This is a genomic window from Bradyrhizobium mercantei (genome assembly GCF_001982635.1).
GTDB lineage: Bacteria > Pseudomonadota > Alphaproteobacteria > Rhizobiales > Xanthobacteraceae > Bradyrhizobium > Bradyrhizobium mercantei.
This window is the reverse complement of record NZ_MKFI01000004.1, coordinates 773,541-794,601: the sequence shown is the minus strand read 5'-3', so window position 1 is coordinate 794,601 and position 21,061 is coordinate 773,541. Positions and strand designations below refer to the sequence as shown.

Here is a 21,061-nt window from a genome sequence, read left to right as displayed (position 1 = left end):
TGCGCGCTATTCCTCGGGCTCGGTGGTGAACAGCAGCGGGTAGCCCTTGGCGCGGCCGGCATCGGTGGCGCGCGTCGCCTTGGTCTCGGCGACATCCCTGGTGAAGACCGCGACCACGCAGACGCCGCGCTGATGCGCGGTCAGCATCACCTTGTAGGCCTGATCGTCGGTCATGCGGAATTCACCCTTCAGCACGGTGACGACGAATTCGCGCGGCGTGTAGTCGTCGTTGACCAGGATCACCTTGTGCAGGCGCGGCCGCTCGACCTTGGTCTTGGTCCTGGTTTTCGGCTTGACGACGGTATCGGGCATCGCACTCCCTCGCGATTGCTCCGTAAGAATACCGTCTTCCGCCACATGTTGGAACCGTTCGATTTGCACGGCGTCATTGCGGCAGCGGCACGGCGCGTGTTGCCGCATTCAACTCACGCCTAACCTGAATGTGAAGGACAGATGATATCTGCGCTTTTCGCCGCGCAATTTGCGTGTCACCATGACACGACACGACGGGAGGGCCGCAATGCGCTGGTATGTCTCGATCGGAGCGGTGCTTGTCGCGGGCATGTTGGCCAGCGGCGATGTGGCCGGTGTTGCCGCGCCCGGCCCGGGAACTCAACCCGGTCATCGCGTCGCCGAAAAGGAATCCACGCCGAGCGTCGACATCGAGTTGATCATCGCGGTCGACGTCTCCTATTCGATGGACATGGACGAGCTCGCGATCCAGCGCGAGGGTTATGCGCAGGCGATCGTTTCCAAGGATTTCCTGCAAGCGCTGAAGGCCGGTCCGAACGGCAAGATCTCGATCACCTATTTCGAATGGGCCGCCTCCAACGACCAGAAGGTCATCATTCCCTGGCGGGTGATCGACGGCCCTGAATCGGCGGACGCGGTCTCCGCCGAAATCATGAAGACACCGGTGCGCCGCGCCTCGCGCACCTCGATATCCGGCGCGATCTATTTCGCGATCCCGATGTTCGACGAGAATCCGCATCGCGGGCTGCGCCGCGTGATCGATATCTCCGGCGACGGCCCCAACAACAACGGCACCCCGATCACGCCGGCGCGCGATGCTGCGCTCGACAAAGGCATCGTCATCAACGGGCTGCCGATCATGGTGAAGGAGCCGTCCTACTCGACGATGGATATCGAGAATCTCGACTACTATTACGAGGATTGCGTGATCGGCGGGCCCGGCTCCTTCGTGGTCACGATCAAGGATCGCGAGAAGTTCAAGGAGGCGATCCGCACCAAGCTGCTGCTCGAAGTCGCCGGCCGTACCCCCGAGCGCCCGATCGTGCGCACCGCCGACAAGGAGCCGCGGGTCAATTGCATGATCGGCGAGAAGATCTGGCAGGATCGCTGGGGGCGGTAGCGATCATGTCGCTTCGTAGGGTGGGTTAGCCGAAGGCGTAACCCACCATTCGTTCCGCGGAGGCGCGGCGGGTTACGCCTTCGGCTAACCCGCCCTACGATATCTCCCGTAGCTCACTCTCCAACATCCGCAACGCCTGCAATGCAGCCGCGTGCTCGGCTGCTCCGATCTGCCGCCAGACCTCGGCGACGCGCCCGGCGAGGCCGCGAACCGTCACCGGGAAATTCGCGGCCTGCGCCAGCGCGCCCTTCTCGTTGATCAGATACTGCCCGTTCAGCGCAAACAGCACCTGCGCGGTGCAGGCGAGCGCGCGATAGACGCAGCCGGCGATCTGCGTGGTGTCGCCGCGCGGCAAAGCAAGTTCGGCGTTCTCGATACTGAACAGGATTTCCCATTGAAAGCGCCGCACCAGCGCATCGCGCAGCGAAGGCGGGTAGGGCGCCGTCCTCACCTTCATTGCCGCGACCAGGCCGTCGGGGTCATGCAGGGCACGGCACAGCGCGACCTCGCCCATCCAGATCGCCGAGCAGAAGCCGTGCGGATGGCCCGGCTGGTAGTGCATGCTGATCTCGCCGTTGCGGCAGGCGTCGATAACGGCCGTGACCTGTTCGACGCTGCGGTAGAGCAGGTCGACCTTGCGGCCGCCGATCGCAAGCCAGGCGCCGCCGACGATCCACGGTCCCCATTCGCCGACCCGCGTCACATGGACGGCCGCGGGATCGTCGACGAGGCCGGTAGCCGCCGCGCGCAGCCGGTCGATATCCAAAGCTGCGCCATCCCGGTAGTATAGGCCGAGATCATAGTCGGAGGCTTCATGCGCCGTGCCACGCGCCCGCGAGCCGCCGAGCACGATGGTGGCGACGCCGGGCACGTCGGCGAGGACGGGAATGATGCGCGCAAGCAGCGGATCATGGGACATGATGCGCAGATTACAGCGAGGACCTTGCGCGCCGCGATAGTCGCCGTCTCAGCGCGCGAAGCGTGCCACCAGCTCGACATGCGGGGTGTGGCGGAACTGATCGACCGGCGTGACGTCGGCGATCTTGTAGCCGCCATCGATCAGGATCCTTGCGTCCCGCGCAAACGTTGCTGCGTTGCAGGACACTGCGACGATCGCCGGCACCTTGCTCGCCGCGAGCTGGGTGACCTGCGCCTGCGCGCCTTGCCGCGGTGGATCGAACACGACGGCGTCGTAGTCGCGCAACTCCTGCGGCATCAGCGGGCGGCGAAACAGGTCGCGCGCTTCGGCCTTCAGCGGCTTCAGCCCCGGCGTCGTTTGCGCGGCCTTCTGCAGCGCCGTGATCGCCCCGGCGTCGCTGTCGAAGGCCGCGATCCGCGCCTTCTCGGCAAGGCGAAGCGCGAACGGACCGACGCCGCAGAACAGATCGGCGATGTGCTTGGCGCGTCCGCACTGCTCGCGAACCAGCGCCGCGAGCGTCTCCTCGCCCTTGGCTGTCGCCTGCAGGAACGAGCCCGGCGGCAGCACGACCTTCACCTTTCCGATCGCAACCTCGGGAGAGCCGCGCTGCAGCACCAGCTCGCCGTGCCGCGTCAGCCGCGCCAGCCGGTGTTTCTCCGCGACCCGAGACAAAGTGCTGATCAGGCTGGTCGGCAGCGCGCCGGAGCCGCGCACATCGATGTCGAGGCCGTTGACGGTCGCGGTGACCTGGATGTCGAGCGGCTTGCCGATCGAGATCAGCGGCTCGGCCGTGGCCCATGCCGCCTCGAGCGCGCCGTCCAGCGCGGGATCGAGGATCGGACAGCGATCGACGGAGACGATGTCGTGCGAACCAGCTGCGGCGAAACCGACCTTGAGCACCTGATGGGTGCCCATGCGTCCGTGCAGCGTGATGCGACGGCGGCCGGCGCCATGGGCGTCGAGCAGCGGCGCGACGTCGGCCGTGATCTTCGCCTGCGCCAGCGTCTCGACCACGATGTTGCGCTTCCAGGCACGGTAAGGCGCGTCGTTCCAATGCTGGATCGCGCAGCCGCCGCAGATGCCGAAATGCGGACAGAACGGCGCGATGCGCTCCGCGCTTTGCTGCGCGATCCGCAGCAACCGGCGCCGGTCGGGATGGTTGCCGGGGACGTCCTCGACCTCGACGGTTTCGCCGGCCAGCGTGTAGGGCACGAAGATCGACTGCGATCCGTCGATCGCGACGCCGTCGCCGCGATGGCCGACATGGTCGATGGTGAGGACTTCAGCCACGGCGCGCGCCGAGGAAGAATTCGATATTGCCGTCGCCGCCCGATATCGATGACGGGAACACCTGGATGTCGGTGCAACCGAGCGAGGCGGCAAAGGCTGTCATATCGTCGCAGATCTCCTGGTGCACCATCGCGTTGCGGATGACGCCGCGCTTGGAGTGTTTGCGTGCCGCCTCGAACTGCGGCTTGATCAGCGCCAACAGATGCATCGGGGCTGCCGCCAGCGACAGCGCCACCGGCAGCACCAGCTTCAGCGAAATGAAGCTGACATCGATCACGACGATATCGGGCCGCGCCGGCAGGCGCTTGCCCTCGTAGTTCCTGATGTCGGTCTCCTCCATCGAGACGATCTTCGGATGGCCCTGCAGCGAGGGATGCAGCTGGCCGTGGCCGACATCGATAGCGAAGACGAGGCTCGCGCCATTGGCGAGCAGCACTTCGGTGAAGCCGCCGGTCGAGGCGCCGACATCGAGGCAGACATGGCCCTCGACGTCGATCGGATAGTGCTCGAGCGCGCCGGCAAGCTTGACGCCGCCGCGCGAGACATAGGGATGCGCCGGTTCGGCCGTGAGCACGGCGCCGGGTGCGACGATCTCGGACGCCTTTGCGATCTGCTTGCCGTCCGCGGTGACGAGGCCGGCGTCGATTGCGGCCCGCGCCCGCGCACGGCTCTCGAACAGGCCGCGTTCGACCAGCAGCACGTCGATGCGCTTGCCGGCCGCGTTGTCGTTGTCGCCTGCCTTGGTCACTTGCTTGCTCACTTGGCAGCCTGCCGGCGCTGCGCGGCGGCGAGCCGCACGCAGGCCTCGAAGGAGGTGAGGTCGTGCCAGAGGTCGGCCGCCGGCTCGCGCGGCGTCACCAGCGGGCTGCCGTGCACATCGAGCGCGTGCATCATCATCAGATTGTCCGGCAGTCCAAACTCTTCCACCGTCAGCCCCTCCGCGTCGATCAGGCGCCCGTCGGATGCCGGCACGACTTGGCTCAGCCGCGCCACGCGATTGGCGTAGGACGTGGGATCGTTCGAATAGGCGAGGCACAGCTTGCCGCGTCCCGCCATGTAGCCGAGTTCGTAGACGGTGCCTGCGTCGGCACTGGGGCCGCGGAACGGCGTCAAATTGGCGATGATGGCGTCGGCAGACTCCATCATCGCCTCGTTGCTCTTGAAGATGGCGAGCGAGGCGCCGGCGGCGGTGGGATCGATGCTGTTGTCCAGCGGATACAGCCCGGTCAGCCCGTGATAGGCGCAAACCTCCGCCTTGCGGCGGCCAATCTCCACGGCATCCGGCAGGAACACGTCAGGACCTGCCAGATAGATTTTCATGGACTTGCCCAGAACAAGATCGACTTGAAACCTCTCCCATTGGGAGAGGTCGCGCCGGAGGCGCGGGTGAGGGGTTATGCACTTTCATGGGACCTCACCCCCTCACCCGGATCGCTCGCGCGATCCGACCTCTCCCCGGTGGGGAGAGGTGGAAGGCGATTAAGCGAGCTTGACGGTCTCGGTCTTGTAGTCCTTGCCGAGGGTCTCGAAGACCTTGGCAACGATGCTCTTGGCGTCGAGACCCGCGCGGGCATACATCGCCGCCGGCGAGTCATGGTCGAGGAACACGTCGGGCAGGATCATCGAGCGGAACTTGAGCATGCCGCTGTCGAGCATCGCATTGTCGGACAGGAACTGCATGACATGCGAGCCGAAGCCACCGATCGAGCCTTCCTCGATCGTGATCAGGATTTCGTGGTCGCGGGCGAGCTTCATAATCATCTCTTCGTCGAGCGGCTTCATGAAGCGCGCGTCGGCGATCGTGGCGGAGAGGCCGTGGGCGGCGAGCTCGTCGGCCGCCTTCTCGCACTCGGCGAGGCGGGTGCCGAACGACAGCAGCGCGACCTTCTTGCCTTCGCGGATGATGCGGCCCTTGCCGACCGGCAAGGGAACGCCGACTTCCGGCATCTCGACGCCGCGGCCTTCGCCGCGCGGATAGCGCAGCGCGCTTGGACGATCGTTGATCGCGACCTGGGTCGCCACCATGTGGACCATTTCCGCCTCGTCGGCGGCGGCCATGATTACCATGTTCGGCAGACAGCCGAGATAGGCGTTGTCGAACGAACCGGCATGGGTCGCGCCGTCGGCGCCGACCAGGCCGGCGCGGTCGATCGCGAAGCGGACCGGAAGGCTCTGGATCGCGACGTCATGGACCACCTGGTCATAGCCGCGCTGCAGGAAGGTCGAATAGATCGCGCAGAACGGCTTGTAGCCTTCGGTGGCGAGGCCGGCGGCGAAGGTCACCGCATGCTGCTCGGCGATGCCGACGTCGAAGGTGCGGTCCGGGAACGCCTTGTTGAAGATGTCGACGCCGGTGCCCGACGGCATCGCCGCGGTGATGGCGACGATCTTGTCGTCCTTCTCGGCTTCCTTGACGAGGCTCTGGCCGAACACGTTCTGGTAGGCCGGCGCATTCGGCTTGGCCTTGGCCTGGGTGCCGGTGGCGACGTCGAACTTGACGACGGCGTGGTACTTGTCGGCGGACGCCTCGGCCGGGCCGTAGCCCTTGCCCTTCTGGGTCACGACGTGGACCAGGATCGGCCCGGTTTCCATGTCGCGGACGTTCTTCAGCACCGGCAGCAGATGGTCGAGATTGTGACCGTCGATCGGGCCGACATAGTAGAAGCCGAGCTCCTCGAACAGCGTACCGCCGTCCATCATGAAGCCGCGGGAATATTCCTCGACGCGGTTGGCGCGGTTGGCGAGGATCTTCGGCAGGCGCTTGTTGATCTGCTTGGCAGCCTCGCGCAGCGAGCGGTAGGTTTTGCCGGAATAAAGACGCGACAGATAGGCGCTCATCGCGCCGACCGGCGGCGCGATCGACATGTCGTTGTCGTTGAGGATCACGATCAGGCGCGAATTCATCGCGCCGGCGTTGTTCATCGCCTCATAGGCCATGCCCGCCGACATCGCGCCGTCACCGATCACGGCGATAACGTTGTTCTTGCCGCCGGAGAGATCGCGCGCCACGGCCATGCCGAGGCCGGCCGAAATCGAGGTGGAGGAGTGCGCGGCGCCGAACGGATCGTAGTCGCTCTCGGTGCGCTTGGTGAAGCCGGAAAGGCCGCCGCCGGTGCGCAGCGTGCGGATGCGGTCGCGGCGTCCGGTCAGGATCTTGTGCGGATAGGCCTGGTGGCCGACGTCCCAGATCAGGCGGTCGCGCGGGGTGTCGAAGATGTAGTGGATGGCGGTGGTCAGCTCGACCACGCCGAGGCCGGCGCCGAAATGGCCGCCGGTCACCGACACGGCGTCGATGGTTTCCTGGCGGAGCTCGTCGGCAACTTGCCGCACCTGCTCGACCTTCAGCTTGCGCAGGTCATCCGGCGTGTGAATAGTGTCAAGAAGCGGCGTTTTACTAAATGTGGTCACAGCGAATTTCCAATTTTTGCCTGTCGGAACGAACCGCCCGACGCGAGATGGGTTGGCGCGCACATCGCGCAGCGAATGCCAGACATCGGGTGCCCCCCCGGCAGACCGTGCCTGGTTGTAAGCGTAGATTCACTCCGGATTGGACCACGTGATACGCATCACCTTGGTCGCTCTTCACCCGTCCCGGTTCAGTTTTGTCGAACCATTTGAGGTGCATGCCGCCCGAATAATTCGGGCCGCCCGCCACCCTCAAATGCCCATAGAACTGGAAGCATTACACCAAAGCCGTAACCAAAGCCAACCCGATAGGGCGCGCAGGGTTCCTATGCGTTGCCTTGAAAAACCTAGACTTTTCAATGGTTGGAGCCCGAGCCGGGTTCCGATCTGGCTATTTTAGCGGCAGCCGGCCGGTCCGGATCGGCCTGATTCGCAGCGGCACCCGGCCGCCGCGGGCGCCCCGCGGCGTGGTGGATCGTCGGAAATGCGCAGCAACAATCGTCCACCCTGGCGGACATTCTGTCGCATGATCGAGGTGGTCGGCGCGCCCGGCGGCGTTACTGAACGTCGAGCGGCTCGGTGCCGTTCGGCTGGCCGGAGGCGTCGGTGGTGATCTTGTCGACCCGGGCTTCGGCCTGACGCAGCAATTCCTCGCAGCGCCGCTTCAGCGCCTCGCCGCGTTCGTAGATCGCGACCGATTCCTCAAGCGGCACCTTGCCGTCCTCGAGCCGCTTGACGATCGATTCGAGTTCCTCGATCGCGCGTTCAAAGGTCAGCTTCTTGACGTCGGCTTGAGTGTTTTCGGCCATTCTTTGCGTTCCCGATTGCGTGGATCAGATCGCAACCTGATCTTGTCGTCCAAACATGACCTGTCGCAGGCCATGCTCGCCCCGGCGCAGAATCAATCGAATTTTTGCGGGGGTATTGTGGCGGGGATTCAGGCGCCCATCAATGCGGTGACGTGAGATGCCACCGACTCTTTCAGGCCCTCGAGGTCGTAGCCGCCCTCCAGGACGGAGACGACCCGGCCGCCGGCGCTCCTGTCGGCGAGATCCATCAGCTTGCGCGTGACCCAGCCGAAGTCCTCGCCGGTGAGGTTGATCGAGGCCAAGGGATCGCGGTGATGCGCGTCGAAGCCCGCCGAGATGACGACGAGTTCGGGAGAAAACTTCTCGAGCTGCGGCAGGATCAGGTTCTCGAAGGCGGAGCGGAACTTGGCGCCGCCGTCGCCGGGCGCCAGCGGCGCGTTGACGACGGTGTCGTGCTCGCCACGCTCGCCCGAAGCTCCGGTGCCGGGAAACAGCGGCATCTGGTGCGTGGAGCAGTACATCACGGTCGGATCGGCCCAGAAGATATCCTGGGTGCCGTTGCCGTGGTGGACGTCGAAATCGATGATCGCGGCGCGCTTGATGCCGTATTTGCGCTGCGCGTGGCGCGCGGCGATCGCGACATTGTCGAAGAAGCAGAAGCCCATCGGCGTCGATTTCTCGGCGTGATGGCCGGGCGGGCGGACCGCGACGAAGGCGTTCTGGTGCTTGCCCTCCATCACCGCATCCGTGGCCGCCACCGCGCCGCCGACGCCGCGCATCACAGCCTCCCAGGTGCCCGGCGACATCGAGGTGTCGCCGTCGATATAGATCATGCCCGAGGTCGGCGCGATGTGGCGCAGCTCGCCGACATAGTGCTCGCCGTGACAGAGCAGCACGGTGTCGAGGTCACCCTCCGGCGCGAGGTCGCGCACCAGCGCCTTGAAGCGATCCTGACCCAGCACCTCGGCGACCGCACGCAGCCGGTCGGGGCGTTCGGGATGTCCGGGAGGGGTCAGATGGTCGAGGCAGGCGGTGTGCGTCAGAAGCAGTGTCATGCAATTTCCCGGCGCAATGGAGGCGCGTGCGAGGAGGGCCTAATGTAGGCGGTTACCGGCCTACCGGAAAGGCCCCGCTACAAGCCGGTCCTCACCTTTTCGGGACGGCGGCCGTTCGAGGAGCCAAAAGTCCAGCTCATTCCACGTCATTGCGAGGAGCGAAGCGACGAAGCAATCCATGTAACCGCGTACGCGGACCGATGGATTGCTTCGCGGAGCCTGTCATCGGGCGGCGCTTTGCGCCGACCCGTTGGCTCGCAATGACGAGGGAACAGAAGCGGAGTATCAATTGATCCGCTCGATCCGCTTTCCGGCCGCCGGGCCGACCGGGCTGTTGGCCTTGAAGTAGGCATAGAGCGCATCGACGTCGTAGATGCCGAACTGCTGCGCTGTTCCTTCCTTGAACACGGTGAAGCCGTCGCCGCCCTCGGCGAGATAATTGTTTACGGTGACGCGGTAGCTCGCGGCCGGGTCGATCGGCTTGCCGTCGAGCGACATCCTCGCGGCGATGATGCGCGCGCCGTCACCCTTGCTCGCATCCCACGCATAGGCGAAGCCCTTCGAGACTTGCAGGGCGCGCGGCCGCTTCGGGTCGGCCCATTGCTGCTCCAGCGCGTCCTTGACCTGTTTGCCGGTCAGCGTCATCGTCACGAGCTGGTTGCGGAACGGCTGGCTTGCGAAGATGTCGGCATAGGTGACCGCGCCGTCCTCGCGCTTGACGATGTCGGTGCGCACGCCGCCGGGATTGGTGAAGGCGATCACCGCGCCGCCATTCGGCTCCGAGGCGGTCGCAGCGAGCTGCGCGTCGGCGACGATATCGCCGAGCACGCTTTCGCCGGTCTCGCCGGGCGTGCGCGACAATGTTTCCGTGACCGAGCCCGCCGCGCGGTTGGCGATCGGCGCGGCCAGCCGGTCGTAGGATTCCAAGAGCGCGCTCTGCTCGGGATCCTTGGCAGTACCGGCGATCTTCACGATGGTGTTGTCGGCCTTGGCGCTGATCACGTCATGGGTCTTCGGATCGAGCTTGAGATCGATCGCGGTGACCAGCGTGCCGTATTTGTCGCCTGAAGTGACGAGACGTCCGTCGATCTCGCAGACATAGGCCTGATGGGTGTGGCCGGAGATCACGACGTCCACCGCCTTGTCGAACTTCTTGACGATGTCGACGATCGGTCCGGAAATCCCCGGACACTCATTGTAATCGCCGGTTGGAAAGCCGCCTTCGTGGATCAGGACCACGATCGCCTCGACACCCTTTGCCTTCAATTCGGGGATCAGCGCATTGACGGTCTGCGCCTCGTCGCGGAAGTCGAGGCTGGCCACGCCGGCCGGCGACACCAGGTTCGGGGTGTTTTTCAGCGTCAGCCCGATGAAGGCCACCGGAATGCCGTCGAATTCCTTGATCTCGTAGGGCGGAAACACCGGCTTGCCGGTCGCCTTGTCGATCGTGGAGGCGGCGAGATAGCGGAATTTGGCCCCTAGGAAGGGATGCGGCCCCTGGCACTTGTCGACCGGGTGGCAGCCGCCATTCTGCATCCGCAGCAGCTCGTCCTTGCCCTCGTCGAATTCGTGATTGCCGACCGATGAGATCGCAAGCCCCATCATCGACAGCGACTCGATGGTCGGCTCGTCATGGAACATCGCCGACAAAAACGGGCTCGCGCCGATCAAATCGCCGGCCGCAACGAAGATGTTGTTCTTGTGGCCTTCGCGCAGCTGCTTGACGACAGTGGCCACGCGCTCGGCGCCGCCGGCCGGCACCATGATCTTCTTGGCCGCATCGGCAGGATCGGTGATGCGGATGCCGCCCGGCGGCGGCCGCAGATAGCCGTGGAAATCGTTGATCGCGAGAATGCGCAAGTCGACCGGCGCGGTGTCCTGCGCCAGGCAGGGGCCAGTTGCGGCGAGGCCAAGCGCGCACAGCGCGGCGAGTGGCGTAAGGCGGGGCTGTCTCATGACCTGTCCAAGGCTTACACAATCATGGAACACACGATCATGGCGCGACGCCACTACAATTTTGCGACGCTTCGTTTCAATCCCGACGCTTCGCTTCAATCCTTCGTGCGCGCCATGAAGGCCCTGAAGGCGTCGATCGCCTCCTTGGAGCGCATCCGCTCGCTGAACAGATGGTTCTCCTGCTCGATGCGGCGGGTGACGTCCTCCGGCGGCAGCCGGATCAGGCGCCGCGAGATTGCTACCGCCTCGGCCGGCAGCGCGCAGATCTCGCGCGCCACCTTGTGCGCCTCGACCTCGGCATGTCCCGGCGCCACCACGGTGTTGACGAAGCCGGCGACGCGGGCGTCGTCGGCCGACATGGTGCGGCCCATCACCAGCATCGCGAAGGCGCGCTGGTGGCCCATCATGCGTGGCATCAGCAGGCTGGAGGCGCCTTCCGGCACCAGGCCGAAATTGGAGAACGGCGTCGAGAACAGCGCGGTCTTGCTGGCCAGCACATAGTCGCAATGAAACAGCATGGTGGTGCCGATGCCCATCGCGACGCCGTCGACGGCGGCGATGATCGGCTTCACATTGTGGGCCAGCGAATACAGGAACTTGACCAGGTCGGAGGCGGCCGGCGTCTCGCCGGTCGAGGTGCCCTGCGCGAGCAGGTCCTCGATGTCGTTCCCCGCAGTGAACACGCCGGAGCCGCCGGTGATGATCAGGCAGCGGATCTTCGGGTTGTTCTGCGCCTTGTCGATCGCATCGCTGATCGAGCGAAACATCTCCTGGGTGATTGCGTTCTTCTTCTCAGGCCTGCGCAACCGGATCACGCGCGTGGCGGCTTCGTCGGTCACTATGACATGCGCGGTCATCAAGCGGTCCCAGGGTCGGCCGGCATCGTCGCCGGTAAAGGTCGTGCCGCTATCCTACATCATCCCGTGCAAGCCCCAAGTGTCCTGGCGCGTTCTGGATCGCTTTTCCCCCTGCGCGCGCATGAGAACCGCGCAGGGCAGTTAACCGGAATTTGCCATCCCGGCGTCTCGGCCGGGGAAGCCGCCGTCTCGCGTGCCTGGAGTGTGCGCCGCTCTAGCCGCGCCCGACGAACGAGCCGATGCCGCGGCCGATCGCGGCGCCGTGCTGCAAGAGCGCGCCGAGATGATCGCCGGGGACCGACATCGCATACAGGCCGTTCTCCGCGGCGAAGCGCTGCATCGGCGCGTGCGGTCCGTCGTCCTGTCCGTTCCAGAGCAGCACCGGCACGCGCGAGGACAGCACGGCGTCCTTGGCGCCGTCGACCTGGCCGAGCGCATTGAAGCAGGCCCGCACACCGCCCTCGAGATCCGGCGTCACCCATTCGGCGAGCTCCGGCACGGTGCGGCGGGCAAAGGTGATGAAGGCGCCATAGGTCAGCGGGCCGGCATTGCCGCGCGGCAACCCGCTGAGAAAGTCCCAGCCGCCGATCGCCAGCGACGCCAGCCGCGCCGGGAAAAACCGGGCGACGCCGACCGCGACCCAGCCGCCCATCGAATGCCCCACCACATGGGCGCGCGCGTCGCCGAGATCGTCGATCACCGCGACGACGTCGCCGGCGCGCTGGGCCTGATTATAGAGGGCCGGATCGGCAGGCTTGTCGCTCAGGCCGTGTCCGAGCGAATCGACGCAGACGACGCGAAAGCGATCGGCAAGCGCGTCGACCACGCCGCATTGCTTCCAGCTCGCAGCGTCGAGCAGCAGGCCGTGCTGCAGCACGATCAGCGGCCCGGATCCTTCGACGGTGTAATGGATGCGCTGGCCCCGATGATTGGCGAAAGGCATTGGATAGAGTTCCCCACGTTTCACCACAGGTGAGCGTGGAGCTGCCGGTATTCAAGACCTCGTTCCGGTTCGGGAACCACTCCCCATCCGTCCGATGGCGGGCGGAACCGCGCGCAGTCAGCCGCCCCAGACGGTTGCTTCGCTCCAGCCGAGTTCGCTGAACTCGGCGGCCCGGAGCGGCGCTTCGCCGGCCGAGAAGAATTCGTCGAGCTGCGGCGGCTTGACGGTGGTCTCCGAGAGCATCGCATGGGCCTGGCCGCGATGATGGATCTGGTGCTGGAACAGATGCATCAACAGGCGGTCGCGCCGCTCGGTCTGCACCGACGTGTCGCGATTGACTTTGACATCTTCATCGAGCCGTTCAGGCGTCAGCGCATCGCAGTGCGCGATTAGGCGCTGGTCGATCACGTGCTGCGCGCTCTTCAATGCGGCAACCGACGGGTAGGGCACTTCGTTGGCCCACGCCTTCGGCCCGAGCCAGCCGCCCTCGAGCGCATCGACGTAGAACAGGTCGATGACATGGATGTGGTTCAGCGTCGCCTGCAGGCTCGGGAAGAACCCGGTGCGCGCAGCCGCGAACTCCGCCTGGCTGAGACCGGCACAGGCGGTGAGCAGGCGATGATTGGCCCAGGCATTGTTGTAGGCAAAGGCGCGAAAGGTCTGAACGAGGTTCGCCGGCATGTCGGTCCTCACTGGATTGAGTGTTTCACGCCGGTGCCGCGGCCAGCCGGCCGACCCGCGATAGCAGGTGCTTCAGGATCGGGGATTTGTTGGCCTTGTGATAGGCGAGCATGAGATCCAGCGTCGGCGCCTCGCCCTGCACCGGGCGGGTGGTGATGGTGTCGGGCAGGTAACGCGCCGTGTAGGCCGGCAGCAGCATCACCGCATGCGTCGAGGTGATCATCGAGATCGCGTGCACGACATTATGTACCTCGTGCTCCGGCCTCAGATCGACGCCGGCGCGGTTGAAATACTCCAGCACGACGCGGCGCACGGCCGGTGCCGATTTGGACGGCAAATAGAACGTCTCGTTGGCGATGTCTTCCGGCGCGACAGCAAGTTGCGCCGCCAGCCGATGGTCGCGCGGAAACACGAACACCAACGGATCGGTGCGCACGCGCTTGCAGGCGATATCCTCCATGCTCTCCTCCATCCGCATGAAGGCGGCATCGAGCCTGCGTCGCAGCAAGGCCTTGGCGAGTAACGGCGAGTAGTCGCTCGACAGGCGGATGTCGATGCCGGGAAACTCCTCGCGCAGGATGCGGTTCACCTCGGGCAGCAGATCGATTTCGGCACCCGACAGGAAGCCGAGCGAGAACACGGGCTTCGGCGGCTGCGCAGCGCGCAGCGCGGCTTCCTTGGCGGCCTCCGCCTGCAACAGCGCCATGCGGGCATGATCGAGAAACGCCTTGCCGGCCGCAGTCAACTCGATGCCCTGCGCGCCGCGGTTCAACAGCTGGACGCCGACTTCCTCCTCGAGATCGCGGATCTGCCTGCTCAGCGATGGTTGCGAGGTGTGGAGCTTCTGTTCGGCGGCAACGGTCAGGCTGCCGGCATCGGCCACGGCGACGAAGTAGCGCAGATGCCGGAGCTCCATCACGGTCTCCCTATCACAATGGGCCAGGTTTCATTGCCATCTCTCGCAGGCATGGGGCCAGCCTACAAAGTCTTTTTCACACCGGCTAGCGCCGTCTATAGCCAAGCACGTTCCCGATGTGGGCTCTGCCTTGCAGGCAGGGTCTCCGGGCATCGCCGAGCCGGAGCGGATGCATGCGGACAGGTCCTGGAGTGTTGCTGTTGTCGCTGCTGATGCTGACAGGGCTTGGCCGCGCCGTCGCGCAATCTCCGGGCACCCAACCAAGGACGAGCACCATGGATACCGATGTCGCGACGATCAAGCAGGCACTTGCCGGAAATTGGGAAAGCATCGCGCCCGAGATCCGGCCGAGCAAGAATCCGGATGGCTCGATCAAACCGTTCTATTTGAAGCGCGCCTTCACCTATCAATCCTCCGATCGCTTCGAGCTTGTCGTCGTCAACTCTGCCGATCCCCTTGGCAAGGTGCCGCTGGCGCGGATCAGGATTGTCGGGCACATGCAGTGGCAGGGCGCGCATCCGATTGCACCGGGCGCACAGAAAGTCGATTTCGTCGCGGACGAGGCCTATGAGGTGACGCCGCTGGCGCAAGGTTTTGCCGATGTCCTCAACACGGTTGCCTCCGCCGGCTACGCGCCGTGGGCGGTCCACGCGCCGCAGAGCATCTTCGGTAAATCGTTTGCGCCCTTCGCGCTGAGGGAAGGCGCCAACTTCATGGAATACGATCTGGTCTATCTCAGGGGCGACCTCCTGTTCTGGGGCGCCCGCAATGTCGACGGCCGCGGCTTCGACACCGAGCAGAACCGGCCGACCAATCTGCAGATCCCGCTGCTGCGGAAATAGCCCGAGCCTCCCCTGGCAAGGAGCATGACCATGAGCGTACCGCCCGAAGACCGCGTCCGGATCGTCCTGAACGCATTCGATACCTTGTTCAACAAGCGCGAATACGCGGCCGCCGAGCAGCTCTGGTCGCCGCGCTACATCCAACACAGCGCGCACATTCCGCCCGGCCGGGAAGGACTGTTCGAACTGGTCAGGGGCTTGCCCGCGACGCTGCGTTACGAGAACCACCTTGCGGCGGCGACCGGCGACTTCGTCATTCTGCACGGTCGGTTCAGCGGTATTGGCCTGCCGACCGCCTGGGTCGTCGCCGATATCGTGCGCATGGAGGGTGATATCCTTGCCGAGCACTGGGATGTCATTCAGGATGAGGCGACGCGCGCCCAGTCGCGTAGCGGCCTGCCGATGTTTGGCGATCGCTTCCCGGACTGAGCAGCCTGCGAGAGCGCAGGGCGGCTGAGGAGACCGGACATGCAACTGGCGAAGAACGCGATCGACGTCGGCCTTTCCACCAACAATCTCGAGCCGATGCTGCAATTCTGGCAGCAGGAGGCCGGGCTTCGCTTCGATCACGTGCTGCCGGTCCGGCGCGGGCAGAAGCAGTACCGGCACGACGCGCATGGTTCGGTCATCAAGCTCAATCATCATGTCGAGCCGCTGCCCGATGCGGCGCCGAGCGGCTATCGCGAATTGATCGTTGCGCGGGAGGGCGTCGAAACGCCGCAGCGCATGGCCGATCCCGACGGCAACGGCGTTTGCCTGGTGAGGCCCGGGCACGAGGGCATCACCCAGATCGCCGTCGCGATGGCCGTGCGCGACCTTGCCGCGCATCGCAGGTTCTACGGCGACGTCCTCGGCTTCGCCGAGCAATCATGGTCGGGCGGTCCGGCGTTTCGCCTCGGCGACAGTCTGATCCTGCTCAGGGAAGACCGCGCCGCAAGCGTCGATCAAACGCGGCAGGCGCGGGGCTGGCGCTACATCACGTTGCAGGTTGCCGATATCGACGCGGTGCATGAGGAGCTGCGCGCCAGAGGCGTGCGCGAAGGCCTCGCGCCGGTGACGCTCGGCGAGGTCGCGCGGATTTCCATGATCCTCGATCCCGATGGCAACTGGATTGAGCTGTCCCGCCGGGCGTCGATCGTCGGCAGCCTGTCCGACCGCTAGAGCATGATCCGGAAAAGTGCGAAGCGGTTTTCCGAAAAGATCATGCTCTAACAATGTGCCAAAGCGGGATGATGAATCAGCCCAATCTCATCGCGCTTTGGACGGCAAATTTCCTGCCCGCCAGGCGGCGCCGATGCTATGATCGCGCCGACAGATACTTCGTTTTGATGATCGCTTCATGCAGTCGCTTTCCAGGCCGCGGCGGGTTCATCGATTTCGACGAGCGGCCATCGGCTCGGCTTGCATTCTGCTGTTCGTCCGTGTGGCAGGCGCCGAACCCATCGGCAATCCGGCGGTGACGCCGGCCGCGCAACACGCCGAGCCCGCGCAAACGGAAACAGCTCGTCCGAATCCGGGCGTCGGCGAGAATGCTGCGGCCGATCGGTCGGCGTCGAACCAGCAATCCTCATCCGCTCCGTCTCCGGCGCCAACACCAACGAGTTCGAAGCCTGATGGGCCGCGGCAATACTGCAAGGCGCTGGAGGAGGCCGCACTAAAGAACGGCCTGCCGCCCGATTTCTTCGTCCGGCTGATCTGGCAGGAAAGCAATTTCGATCCCAACTCGATCAGTCCGGCCGGTGCCCAGGGTATCGCCCAATTCATGCCTGGCACCGCGCGTTGGCGCGGTCTGGCTGATCCGTTCGAGCCCTTGCCTGCGTTGGAGGAATCGGCGCGCTGGCTCCGCGAACTGCGTGAGCAGTTCGGCAATCTCGGCCTTGCTGCGGCTGCCTATAATGGTGGTCCACGGCGCGTTCAGGATTGGCTGGCGGGACGTGGAAACCTGCCGGGCGAAACACGCGCCTATGTCAGGATCATCACCGGCAAGTCTGCCGAGGAATGGGCGCAGAATTCGGTGGAGGATCGGGTTCACACCGACGCTGCGATGGCGTGCGATGACATCGTGCGCGGCATGCTGATCAGGGCGCTTCCTGCGGCGCCAAAGGAATCGGTCACAATCGCCAAGCAAGCCGCGTGGGGACCTTGGGGCCTCCAATTGGCCGGCGGCCCCTCGCAATCCAGGGTCCTTGCCGATTACCTGCAACTTCAGAAACGATTTGCGCCCGTGCTTGGCGATCGCGCGCCGCTTGTTCTGAGATCGCATATGGCCGGGCCCGGTTCGGCCACCTGGTATCTGCTCCGGGTCGCCGAGACGACCCGGGAGCGAGCCAACCAGCTGTGCGCACGACTAGAGGCGATCGGCGGGCGCTGTCTGGTGTTTCGAAACTAGCTTGCACGGGATGCAAGTCGCGGCTGTCGACATTCGGTGCGTCGCCGATCGGAGCTAGTTCGGGACAGAACCCTCGACCGCAAATGTGCGGTAGCTGGCGTATTTCTCGCCGACGGCTCGAACCTGCACATAGGCTGGATCGTTTCGCCAGGCCCAAAGCGCCTCCATGCTCGGATACATGTAGATGACGACGCGCTTCGGTGGATTGCCATCAACGGCGACGACCTGCGAGCCCGTCGCCGCCGCGCCTGCAGCCGCGACCAGCTTGCCGCCATGTGCCTTGATGATCTCCCGCGCCCTCGGGAGATACTCCTTCGCGTAACCATCGGGATCGGTGACGTCGATTTGACCGATCAGATAGGCGGGCGGTCTTGCTTCGCCATGGAGTGCTGCGTTGCCGAGCGCACCGAAGGCTGCGCACGTCAACATGACCAGACCGATCTTGCATCGCGAATTCATGCGGACCTCCTGATGCCTGTGCCGCAAGCAGCAACCTGAGAGCACTCTCCACGGCGCTCCCGATAATGTCCAATGCATATATTCTCTCAAATCCTATGCCCTAGTGGTATAAGGGAGCATGAACCTTCGACAGGCCCTCACGTTCGTGACCGTGGCCGAACTCGGCACGGTCTCAAAGGCAGCGATGCGGTTGCGCATCGCCCAACCCGCTTTGTCCAGGCAGATCATCGCTCTCGAGCAGGAGCTCGGCCTGCGGCTGTTCGACCGGGTCGGGCGCCGGCTGCTGTTGACCGGTGAAGGCGAGCAGTTGATCGCGGGCTGCCGGCTGCTGCTCAACAGCGTCAGTTCGCTGAAGGAGCAGGCGCAGCTGCTCCGCCAGGGAGACACGGGAGTTCTCAGGATCGCCGGGTCGCCGCAACACATCGAAAGCGTGTTGTCGCCGTTTCTCCACCGATACGCGGAGCGATACCCCAAGGTCGAGATAAGGATCAGGGAGGGGACCGGCAGCGAAATATTGACGATGCTCGAACGCGGGGAGATCCATCTCGGGCAGAACCTGCTGCACGCGGTCAGGCTGAACGAGCAGCACTTCGGCAGCCTTCCGCTTGGGCCTGTGCAGCTGCTGGCGGCCTGCCATCCCGCGATGCCGCTTGGTCCGCATCGTAGCATCGAGATCGCCGACCTCGCCGGGTTTCCGTTGCTGCTGCTGGACAGCGGGTTCGGATTTCGCCGCGCCTTCGATGCAGCAAGCCGCATGGCCGGACTGAAACCGACGATCATGTTCGAGAGCCGCAGCCCGCACACCTTGCTGGCGCTCGCCGAGGCAGGGCACGGCGTAGCGATCGTTCCTTCCCAACTTCAGTGCTGGCGTTACGACGTACGAATTGCCGGTCTCATGCACCGGCGCCGCGTGTTGCAAGAGCCCCTGACCATCTCATGGGACAAGCGGCGTCCCTTGCCCCGTTTCGCCACTGACTATTGTGCGATGCTGGCCGCGCATATGCGCAAGACGTTCCCGATCACGCGTCCGACCGAGCCGGCGACAGCAAAAAGAGGCGGTCGGCTCCGCGCAAGGCCTGCCCCGCGCCAGGTTCGCGATCACTGATTTGCCCGACGGCGCGAGCCCCATCATCACCTGTCAGCCCCCGGCTCGACCGGGCGATGACACTGAACAAGCTGTTTTGACAGATGGGATCGAGCACGATCCCCCTCGTCGTCCCTGCTTTCGCAGGGACGACGGCGGTGTATGAGGCGCACGGGTGCGTCAAACGCGTGTGCTGCGAACACGGCAATGACAGCGACGAGAGCTGTTGAATTACCCCGCCAGCACGGCGTCCGCGCCGGTCACCGCTTCGGCGCTCTCCGTCACCGTCTTCTCCAGCGACGGCGCCTGCACCGCGATGTTCTCGGCAAAGAAGCGCGCCAGGGCGACATAGCGCTGCGGCTCGGCTTCGCCATTGGCCTTGGCGGCGAGCGCCTCGCCGGCGAGCATGCAGCCGCCGAGCGTGGCGCCGAACAGCCGCAAATAAGGTGTTGCGCCGGCGAGCGCCTCGTTCGGTGCGGAGGCGAGCCTTTCGAGCAGCCATTTGCTGGTGCGCTCGAGCGCGGCATGGGCGTCGCGCAGTTTTGAGCCTGTCGTGCCGAACGCCGGATCGTTGGAGGTCTCGACCTGCTTGATGGTGGTGGCGAGTTCATCGAGCAGCGCCCACACCGAGGCGCCGCCATTGGCGCCGAGCTTGCGGGTGACGAGGTCGATCGACTGAATGCCGTTGGTGCCCTCATAGATCGAGGTGATGCGGGCATCGCGGTAATGCTGCGCGGCGCCGGTCTCCTCGATGAAGCCCATGCCGCCATGGACCTGCACGCCGAGATAGGAAACCTCGTTGCCGATGTCGGTGGAGAACGCTTTCGCGATCGGGGTCAGCAGCGCGCCGCGGGCGGCCGCGTCGGCACGGACCTTGGCGTCCTTGGCGCGCACCGAGACGTCGAGCGCGACCGCGGTGGCGTAGCAGATCGTGCGCGCCGCCGCCGTCATGCTGCGCATCTGCATCAGCATGCGCTTGACGTCGGGATGCACGATGATCGGATCCATGCCGTCGCCCTTGTGGCCCAGTGCTTTGCCCTGCCGGCGCTCCTGCGCATAGGCCAGCGCCTGCTGATAGGCGCGGTCGGCAATACCGACGCCTTCGAGGCCGACGCCGAGGCGGGCCTGATTCATCATCGTGAACATGCAGCGCATGCCCGCGTTTTCCTCGCCGATCAGGAAGCCGATCGCGCCGCCCTTGTCGCCCATGGTCATGGTGCAGGTCGGCGAGGCGTGCATGCCGAGCTTGTGCTCGACGCCGGAGGCGTGGATGTCGTTGCGCGCACCGAGCGAGCCGTCGGCATTGACCAGGAACTTCGGCACCAGGAACAGCGAAATTCCCTTGGTGCCGGCGGGCGCATCGGGCAATCGTGCGAGCACGAAGTGCACGATGTTGTCGGTCATGTCGTGCTCACCATAGGTGATGAAGATCTTAGTGCCCTTGATGCGGTAGGTGCCGTCGGCGGCGCGCTCGGCGCGGGTGCGCAGCGCGCCGACGTCGGAGCCGGCATTGGGCTCGGTGAGCTGCATCGTGCCGGTCCATTCGCCGGTGACGAGCTTCTCGAGATAGATCTTCTTCAGCTCGGCACTGCCATGGGCGTCGAGCGCCTCGATCGCGGACAGCGTCAGCAGCGGACAGAGGCCGAACGCGACATTCGACGCGCTCCAGATCTCGGTGCAGGCGGCGTTGATCGCAAGCGGCAGGCCCTGGCCGCCGAATGCTTCCGGGCCGGACACCGCGTTCCATCCGGCCGCGGTCCAGCGCTGATAGGCATCGGGCCAGCCCGGCGCGGTCGTCACCTTGCCGTTGTCGAGCTTGATGCCGTGCTCGTCGCCGACCTTGTTCAGCGGCGCCAGCACATCGGAGGCGAACTTGCCGGCTTCTTCCAGGACCGCAGCGGTGATATCGCCGTCGAAATCGCCGTAATGGCCGGCCTCGACGGCGGCAGCGAGCCCCGCACCGTGATTGAGGGACAGCAGGATATCGTTGATCGGCGCACGGTAGGTCATGGCGTTACTCCCGACGAGGCGTTTGCAAATTGTCATCCCATGAAACCGGCGGCCTCTCAACAGTCCGAACGGAC

General features: G+C 65.1%; 21 protein-coding genes. 6 read left to right on the top strand and 15 right to left on the bottom strand.

The genetic code is table 11. The annotated features are described in order from the left end of the window. Window positions 1-6: 6 nt before the first annotated feature. Window positions 7-312, bottom strand: coding sequence for an ATP-dependent Clp protease adapter ClpS (gene clpS / locus BI327_RS21665; RefSeq protein ID WP_021076758.1), 306 nt, complete (start codon window positions 310-312; stop codon window positions 7-9). A gap of 208 nt (window positions 313-520) precedes the next feature. Here clpS and BI327_RS21660 point away from each other — a divergent pair, with 208 nt between their 5' ends. Further along, the gene (locus tag BI327_RS21660) at window positions 521-1,372 is read left to right on the top strand and encodes a DUF1194 domain-containing protein (RefSeq protein WP_076862774.1); all 852 of its coding nucleotides are present in this window, start codon (window positions 521-523) and stop codon (window positions 1,370-1,372) included. 94 nt (window positions 1,373-1,466) lie between these two features. On the opposite strand, the gene BI327_RS21655 is transcribed toward BI327_RS21660, so the two are convergent. From BI327_RS21655 to BI327_RS21600, 12 genes are all read right to left on the bottom strand, one after another. Then, a complete protein-coding gene (locus BI327_RS21655) occupies window positions 1,467-2,291 on the bottom strand; it encodes a nucleotidyltransferase domain-containing protein (protein WP_076862773.1) in 825 nt (274 codons plus the stop codon). Window positions 2,292-2,339: 48 nt separating this feature from the next. After that, on the bottom strand, window positions 2,340-3,581 hold the full coding sequence (locus BI327_RS21650; protein WP_076862772.1) for a class I SAM-dependent RNA methyltransferase: 1,242 nt from the start codon (window positions 3,579-3,581) through the stop codon (window positions 2,340-2,342). Next, window positions 3,574-4,341 (bottom strand): TlyA family RNA methyltransferase, encoded by a 768-nt coding sequence (locus tag BI327_RS21645; protein ID WP_245334897.1) that lies wholly within the window; start codon window positions 4,339-4,341, stop codon window positions 3,574-3,576. Before BI327_RS21645 ends, BI327_RS21650 begins: the two co-directional genes overlap by 8 nt. After that, window positions 4,338-4,901 (bottom strand): nucleoside 2-deoxyribosyltransferase, encoded by a 564-nt coding sequence (locus tag BI327_RS21640; protein ID WP_076862770.1) that lies wholly within the window; start codon window positions 4,899-4,901, stop codon window positions 4,338-4,340. Before BI327_RS21640 ends, BI327_RS21645 begins: the two co-directional genes overlap by 4 nt. Window positions 4,902-5,060: 159 nt before the next feature. Beyond that, complete coding sequence (dxs, locus tag BI327_RS21635) at window positions 5,061-6,989, bottom strand: 1-deoxy-D-xylulose-5-phosphate synthase (protein ID WP_076862769.1); 1,929 nt, start codon at window positions 6,987-6,989, stop codon at window positions 5,061-5,063. Window positions 6,990-7,543: 554 nt separating this feature from the next. Next, window positions 7,544-7,795: an exodeoxyribonuclease VII small subunit gene (locus BI327_RS21630; RefSeq protein ID WP_076862768.1), complete on the bottom strand. Its 252-nt coding sequence runs from the start codon at window positions 7,793-7,795 to the stop codon at window positions 7,544-7,546. Window positions 7,796-7,923: 128 nt separating this feature from the next. Then, window positions 7,924-8,850, bottom strand: coding sequence for a histone deacetylase family protein (locus BI327_RS21625; protein ID WP_076862767.1), 927 nt, complete (start codon window positions 8,848-8,850; stop codon window positions 7,924-7,926). A gap of 285 nt (window positions 8,851-9,135) precedes the next feature. Beyond that, on the bottom strand, window positions 9,136-10,806 hold the full coding sequence (locus BI327_RS21620; RefSeq protein ID WP_076862766.1) for a bifunctional metallophosphatase/5'-nucleotidase: 1,671 nt from the start codon (window positions 10,804-10,806) through the stop codon (window positions 9,136-9,138). 95 nt (window positions 10,807-10,901) lie between these two features. Continuing rightward, window positions 10,902-11,663 (bottom strand): crotonase/enoyl-CoA hydratase family protein, encoded by a 762-nt coding sequence (locus BI327_RS21615; protein ID WP_076862765.1) that lies wholly within the window; start codon window positions 11,661-11,663, stop codon window positions 10,902-10,904. A gap of 214 nt (window positions 11,664-11,877) precedes the next feature. Next, the gene (locus BI327_RS21610) at window positions 11,878-12,606 is read right to left on the bottom strand and encodes an alpha/beta fold hydrolase (protein WP_076862764.1); all 729 of its coding nucleotides are present in this window, start codon (window positions 12,604-12,606) and stop codon (window positions 11,878-11,880) included. Between the two features lie 117 nt (window positions 12,607-12,723). Next, window positions 12,724-13,287, bottom strand: a complete 564-nt coding sequence (locus BI327_RS21605) for a DinB family protein (protein WP_076862763.1) — start codon at window positions 13,285-13,287, stop codon at window positions 12,724-12,726. A 25-nt stretch (window positions 13,288-13,312) separates the two neighbouring features. Further along, complete coding sequence (locus BI327_RS21600) at window positions 13,313-14,203, bottom strand: LysR substrate-binding domain-containing protein (RefSeq protein ID WP_076862762.1); 891 nt, start codon at window positions 14,201-14,203, stop codon at window positions 13,313-13,315. A gap of 173 nt (window positions 14,204-14,376) precedes the next feature. Between BI327_RS21600 and BI327_RS21595 the strand changes: the two genes are divergently transcribed. From BI327_RS21595 to BI327_RS21580, 4 genes are all read left to right on the top strand, one after another. Continuing rightward, window positions 14,377-15,045, top strand: coding sequence for a hypothetical protein (locus BI327_RS21595; RefSeq protein WP_245334896.1), 669 nt, complete (start codon window positions 14,377-14,379; stop codon window positions 15,043-15,045). Window positions 15,046-15,075: 30 nt separating this feature from the next. Further along, the gene (locus BI327_RS21590) at window positions 15,076-15,474 is read left to right on the top strand and encodes a nuclear transport factor 2 family protein (protein WP_076863183.1); all 399 of its coding nucleotides are present in this window, start codon (window positions 15,076-15,078) and stop codon (window positions 15,472-15,474) included. A gap of 39 nt (window positions 15,475-15,513) precedes the next feature. Next, a complete protein-coding gene (locus tag BI327_RS21585; protein WP_076862760.1) occupies window positions 15,514-16,206 on the top strand; it encodes a VOC family protein in 693 nt (230 codons plus the stop codon). A 178-nt stretch (window positions 16,207-16,384) separates the two neighbouring features. Then, window positions 16,385-17,434, top strand: a complete 1,050-nt coding sequence (locus tag BI327_RS21580; protein WP_083742183.1) for a lytic transglycosylase domain-containing protein — start codon at window positions 16,385-16,387, stop codon at window positions 17,432-17,434. Window positions 17,435-17,488: 54 nt separating this feature from the next. On the opposite strand, the gene BI327_RS21575 is transcribed toward BI327_RS21580, so the two are convergent. Next, window positions 17,489-17,893 carry a DUF1330 domain-containing protein gene (locus BI327_RS21575; RefSeq protein WP_245334895.1) on the bottom strand — a complete coding sequence of 135 codons (405 nt, stop codon included), beginning with the start codon at window positions 17,891-17,893 and terminating at the stop codon, window positions 17,489-17,491. A gap of 118 nt (window positions 17,894-18,011) precedes the next feature. On the opposite strand from BI327_RS21575, the gene BI327_RS21570 reads away from it, so the two are divergent. Then, complete coding sequence (locus BI327_RS21570; RefSeq protein ID WP_076862759.1) at window positions 18,012-18,998, top strand: LysR family transcriptional regulator; 987 nt, start codon at window positions 18,012-18,014, stop codon at window positions 18,996-18,998. 210 nt (window positions 18,999-19,208) lie between these two features. Here BI327_RS21570 and BI327_RS21565 read toward each other — a convergent pair whose 3' ends face one another. Then, window positions 19,209-20,987 (bottom strand): acyl-CoA dehydrogenase, encoded by a 1,779-nt coding sequence (locus BI327_RS21565; RefSeq protein WP_076862758.1) that lies wholly within the window; start codon window positions 20,985-20,987, stop codon window positions 19,209-19,211. Window positions 20,988-21,061: the final 74 nt, after the last annotated feature.

Excerpts from the sequence above, each read along its gene's own strand:
- clpS (WP_021076758.1), bottom strand. The coding sequence starts at position 312 with ATGCCCGATACCGTCGTCAAGCCGAAAACCAGGACCAAGACCAAGGTC.
- BI327_RS21660 (WP_076862774.1), top strand. The coding sequence starts at position 521 with ATGCGCTGGTATGTCTCGATCGGAGCGGTGCTTGTCGCGGGCATGTTG.
- BI327_RS21655 (WP_076862773.1), bottom strand. The coding sequence starts at position 2,291 with ATGTCCCATGATCCGCTGCTTGCGCGCATCATTCCCGTCCTCGCCGAC.
- BI327_RS21640 (WP_076862770.1), bottom strand. The coding sequence starts at position 4,901 with ATGAAAATCTATCTGGCAGGTCCTGACGTGTTCCTGCCGGATGCCGTG.
- BI327_RS21630 (WP_076862768.1), bottom strand. The coding sequence starts at position 7,795 with ATGGCCGAAAACACTCAAGCCGACGTCAAGAAGCTGACCTTTGAACGC.
- BI327_RS21625 (WP_076862767.1), bottom strand. The coding sequence starts at position 8,850 with ATGACACTGCTTCTGACGCACACCGCCTGCCTCGACCATCTGACCCCT.
- BI327_RS21620 (WP_076862766.1), bottom strand. The coding sequence starts at position 10,806 with ATGAGACAGCCCCGCCTTACGCCACTCGCCGCGCTGTGCGCGCTTGGC.
- BI327_RS21615 (WP_076862765.1), bottom strand. The coding sequence starts at position 11,663 with ATGACCGCGCATGTCATAGTGACCGACGAAGCCGCCACGCGCGTGATC.
- BI327_RS21610 (WP_076862764.1), bottom strand. The coding sequence starts at position 12,606 with ATGCCTTTCGCCAATCATCGGGGCCAGCGCATCCATTACACCGTCGAA.
- BI327_RS21605 (WP_076862763.1), bottom strand. The coding sequence starts at position 13,287 with ATGCCGGCGAACCTCGTTCAGACCTTTCGCGCCTTTGCCTACAACAAT.
- BI327_RS21600 (WP_076862762.1), bottom strand. The coding sequence starts at position 14,203 with ATGGAGCTCCGGCATCTGCGCTACTTCGTCGCCGTGGCCGATGCCGGC.
- BI327_RS21595 (WP_245334896.1), top strand. The coding sequence starts at position 14,377 with ATGCGGACAGGTCCTGGAGTGTTGCTGTTGTCGCTGCTGATGCTGACA.
- BI327_RS21590 (WP_076863183.1), top strand. The coding sequence starts at position 15,076 with ATGAGCGTACCGCCCGAAGACCGCGTCCGGATCGTCCTGAACGCATTC.
- BI327_RS21585 (WP_076862760.1), top strand. The coding sequence starts at position 15,514 with ATGCAACTGGCGAAGAACGCGATCGACGTCGGCCTTTCCACCAACAAT.
- BI327_RS21580 (WP_083742183.1), top strand. The coding sequence starts at position 16,385 with ATGCAGTCGCTTTCCAGGCCGCGGCGGGTTCATCGATTTCGACGAGCG.
- BI327_RS21575 (WP_245334895.1), bottom strand. The coding sequence starts at position 17,893 with ATGAATTCGCGATGCAAGATCGGTCTGGTCATGTTGACGTGCGCAGCC.
- BI327_RS21570 (WP_076862759.1), top strand. The coding sequence starts at position 18,012 with ATGAACCTTCGACAGGCCCTCACGTTCGTGACCGTGGCCGAACTCGGC.
- BI327_RS21565 (WP_076862758.1), bottom strand. The coding sequence starts at position 20,987 with ATGACCTACCGTGCGCCGATCAACGATATCCTGCTGTCCCTCAATCAC.